Origin of the sequence: Limisphaera ngatamarikiensis, assembly GCF_011044775.1 — a bacterium.
Lineage (GTDB): Bacteria > Verrucomicrobiota > Verrucomicrobiia > Limisphaerales > Limisphaeraceae > Limisphaera > Limisphaera ngatamarikiensis.
On sequence record NZ_JAAKYA010000021.1, the window covers coordinates 1 to 3,900 of the forward strand.

Genomic DNA, 3,900 nt, shown 5'->3' on the forward strand with positions numbered 1-3,900 from the left:
GGTCGACGAGCTGGTGGCCGAAATCGCCGCCGCCTCCCAGGAACAAAGCCAGGGCATCGGCCAGATCAACTCTGCCGTCAGCCAAATGGACAAAGTCACCCAGGCCAACGCCGCCGCCGCAGAACAAAGCGCCGCAGCCGCCCAGGAACTCACCGCCCAGGCTGCATCCCTGCGACAAGCCGTCCAAACCCTGGTCCAGCTGGTGGGCTACCACAACGGCCAGGGACGAACCACCGGGGCCCCGCAAACCGATTTCCGATCCGCGAGCCATCGAGCCTCAACATCCCTGGCGCACGGCCACGGGATCGGAGTCCGGGATCGGGCGGCGCATGCTCGGCCCGAACCCGCCGGGGTCGGGCACGAAGCCTGACCCGGACAAGTCACCCACACAGGAGCACCCATCCACGCGTCCATGAACGGACGGTGATGGAGGACAACCTTATGAAGCCAACATCGAAGCATAGCCAAGCACTCAACGGTAAAACCTCAATGAAAATGAGAACCACGCCCGCCGGCCCTGCCCCGTTGGCCGGGATGGCCCGACTGCTGGTGCCGGGATGCCTGGGCCTGCTGCTGCCACTCACCGCGGCAGGGCAGGCGGCCCCGGGCAAGTCCTCCACCCTGATCAACGGATGGTTGCAGCAGCAATCAACCCTTTGGAAAGACTGGGACATTGGCGGAGAAGCCCGGGCCCGCGTAGAAACTTATGAAAACGCATCCCCGGCGTCACCCGCCGCCGACTTCCAGGCTTCCGGGGTGGATAATGATGACACCTTCATCCTGACCCGGGAAAAGTTCCACGTGGGCTATCAACATTCCTGGTTCCGGTTCTACACGGAGGTACGCAACAGCAACAGTTCCGGTGAGGACGCCCGCGGGCGTCCCGGTGAGGACCGCCTTGACCTCCAGGAGGCCCATGTGAGTCTCGGAGACCTCAAAACGTTCCCGCTGCAATTGCAGGCCGGCCGCATGGAGCTGAGCTACGGGGACGAACGCCTCATCGGCCGCTCCGACTGGGGCAACATCACACGGTCGTTTGATGCGGTGCGCCTGCGGTTCCAGGAGGACTCGTTCTGGGCCGATGCCTTCGTCAGCCGCGTGGTCGTGCCCCGCGATGGCCGCTTCAACCAATCCAACGAAAAAGACCACTTCTGGGGGTTGTACGGCGGGGTCAAGAAGTTGTTCCCCTGGCAGGACCTCGAAGTCTACTTCCTGGGCCGGAACACGGACGCGCCCAACCGTGCCCGGGTCGGTTCCCGCGACATCTACACCGTCGGCGTCCGCGCCGTGTCGCCCAGGAACTCCCTGGGCAACTGGGATTACGCGATCGAGGCCCTGCACCAGTTCGGCAACATCACCCAGAGCGGCCGTCAACGCGATCAGGACGCTTGGGCGGCCACCGTGGCCGCAGGTTATACGTGGAAGGACACCTGGGGGACACCTCGTCTGGGATTCGAATACAACTTCTCCACCGGTGACAGCGATCCCAACGACGGCAAAAGCCAAACCCTCGACAATCTGTTCCCGACCAACCACAAGCTCTACGGGATCATGGATGTCGTCGGCTGGCGTAACATCCACAACCCCATGGCCCGCCTGCAGGTCAAACCTGCACCAACTCTGACCGTCAACGTGGACTACATGTTCTTCTGGTTGGCCGACACCGCCGACTACTTCTATCCGCAGTCGGGCTCCGGTAGGAATGGGCTCGGGTACGGACGCAACGCTTCCTACGACAGTTTCGTGGGATCCGAGCTCGATGTGGACGTGATCTGGTCGGCTGCACGATGGCTCAACCTTCGTGCCGGGTACAGCCACTTCTTTACCGGCGACTACATTGACCAGTCGAAACGGGCCGTCGGCGGATCCAAGGACGCCGACTGGGCGTACGTTCAAGCAACCGTTGTCTTCTAACCAACCGCAAACCATACAACCCATCGAAAAGGAGAAGCACCATGAAACGAAGAACCTGCAAAACCATCTCGCTCCTCAGCCTGCTGGTCTTCCTGGGCGCCCGGACGTTCACCGGCGCCCAGGGAATCACGCCCGATCTGCAGGCCAAAATCGATGCCAAGCTCAAAACCATCCAGTCCTGGGCGGCCGACGAGGTCATCGTCAAGGCGGTCAAGGAACACAATGCCAATCCTTCACCCGACGCCAGGGCGATGACCCAGGACAAATGGAAGTCCCTGCCCGTCCTGGATCCCTTCGTCCGTTCGCTCACCAAGAATGCCGCCGCCGAGCGGCTGAAGGCCCTGAAGGATGATTCGGTCAGCGAGGCCTTCATCTCCGGCGCCGACGGAACCAAGGTGGCATTTCTCAGCAAGACCACCAACTGGTCGCACAAGGGGAAGCCCAAACACGAGGTCCCCATGTCCGGCAAAACGTGGCAGGGCGAGCCCGAGCTGGATGAATCCACGGGTGTCCAGCAAATCCAGGTTTCCGTCCCCATCCTTGACGACGGCAAACCCATTGGGTCGCTGGTGGTGGGCCTGAGCCTCAACAAATTGGGCTCGTAAGGGCCCTCAGTCGCGCGGGGGCAAGGCTTGCCAGCCCGGCCCCGCCCGCCTTGCGTCGTAGGTTTGTCTCCACCACCCACAGTGAGAACCCGTCGCATCGAATGAGGAACAACATGAACCGTCAAAAAAGCATCCCCCAACAGCTCATCGCCCTGATCGCATTGGCTTTGGGCGTGACGATCCTCGGAACGGTCGTCTATTTCGTAACCGTCCAACGTTTGCTAAGCCGCTCCCGGGCCATCACCCAGACCGCCATCGCCGGTATGGAGCAGAGTCATCACCTAATTCTCGACCTTGCCCACCAACAAGCGCTCCTGCAGGCGCTGTTGCGGGAACGGGATCCGGACCGCCTGGAACAGGGCCTTCAATCGTTTCAAAAAGCCGCGGCAGCCCTGTCCGAAAGGATCAATGCCATGGCCGGCGGTGGCAGCGGCAACCCCGCCCTGCGCGAGGCTTTCCAACAATTTGAAAATGCTCAAAAGCGCGTGCTCGATCCCCTGCTCATGGGAAACAACGGAGCCGCGTACGAAGTGTTTCTCAGCGACTACACGCCCAAATACGAGAGCCTGCTTCAACAGGTGAATGCGAAGACGGACCGGCTGCGCGAACAGACGGATGCGCAAGTCGCCGCACAATCCCGCGCCGCACAACAGAACGCGCTGTGGAGCCTGGCCCTCATGGGGGTCCTGGTTGTGCTGGTGGCCGGGCTGGGCTGGCGACTCAAGACCCGGATCGCCACTCAACTGAAGTCGCTGGCCGAGAACCTTCACCTGGCCAGCGAGGCCACAGCTGTGGCCGCCGACCACGTGTCGAGTTCCAGTCAATCCCTGGCGCAAGGTGCCAGTGAGCAGGCGGCTTCGTTGGAGGAAACCAGCGCCTCCCTGGAGGAACTGACCGCCATGACCCAGCGCAACGCCGCCAACGCCCAACAGGCCCGCTCCCTCGCCTCCCAAACCCGCACCGCCGTCGAAGCCGGCCAGACCGAAATGACCCAACTCACCCGCGCCATGGACGACATCCAAACCGCCAGCACCGAAATCTCCAAAATCATCAAAACCATCGACGAAATCGCCTTCCAAACCAACCTCCTGGCCCTCAACGCCGCCGTCGAAGCCGCCCGCGCCGGCGAAGCCGGCATGGGCTTCGCCGTCGTGGCTGACGAGGTCCGGGCCCTGGCCCAGCGCGCCGCCGCCGCCGCCCGCGAAACCGCCGAAAAAATCGAAAACTCCGTGGCCAAAAGCCGGGCCGGCGCCGACATCAGCCAGCGGGTCGCCCAACACCTGCAGGACATCCTGGGCAAGGCCCGTCAGGTCGACGAGCTGGTGGCCGAAATCGCCGCCGCCTCCCAGGAACAAAGCCAGGGCATCGGCCAGATCAACTC

General features: G+C 62.7%; 2 protein-coding genes and 2 pseudogenes. All 4 read left to right on the top strand.

Annotated features, from left to right (window positions below; all coding sequences use genetic code 11):
* Nucleotides 1-370, top strand: a pseudogene (locus G4L39_RS03800) (hypothetical protein); the annotation flags it as partial.
* Nucleotides 371-489: 119 nt separating this feature from the next.
* On the top strand, nt 490-1,914 hold the full coding sequence (locus G4L39_RS03805; RefSeq protein ID WP_205880762.1) for an alginate export family protein: 1,425 nt from the start codon (nt 490-492) through the stop codon (nt 1,912-1,914).
* A gap of 41 nt (nt 1,915-1,955) precedes the next feature.
* On the top strand, nt 1,956-2,519 hold the full coding sequence (locus G4L39_RS03810) for a PDC sensor domain-containing protein (protein ID WP_165106048.1): 564 nt from the start codon (nt 1,956-1,958) through the stop codon (nt 2,517-2,519).
* A gap of 794 nt (nt 2,520-3,313) precedes the next feature.
* Nucleotides 3,314-3,900: pseudogene (locus tag G4L39_RS15870) on the top strand (methyl-accepting chemotaxis protein); the annotation flags it as partial.

Excerpts from the sequence above, each read along its gene's own strand:
- G4L39_RS03805 (WP_205880762.1), top strand. The coding sequence starts at position 490 with ATGAAAATGAGAACCACGCCCGCCGGCCCTGCCCCGTTGGCCGGGATG.
- G4L39_RS03810 (WP_165106048.1), top strand. The coding sequence starts at position 1,956 with ATGAAACGAAGAACCTGCAAAACCATCTCGCTCCTCAGCCTGCTGGTC.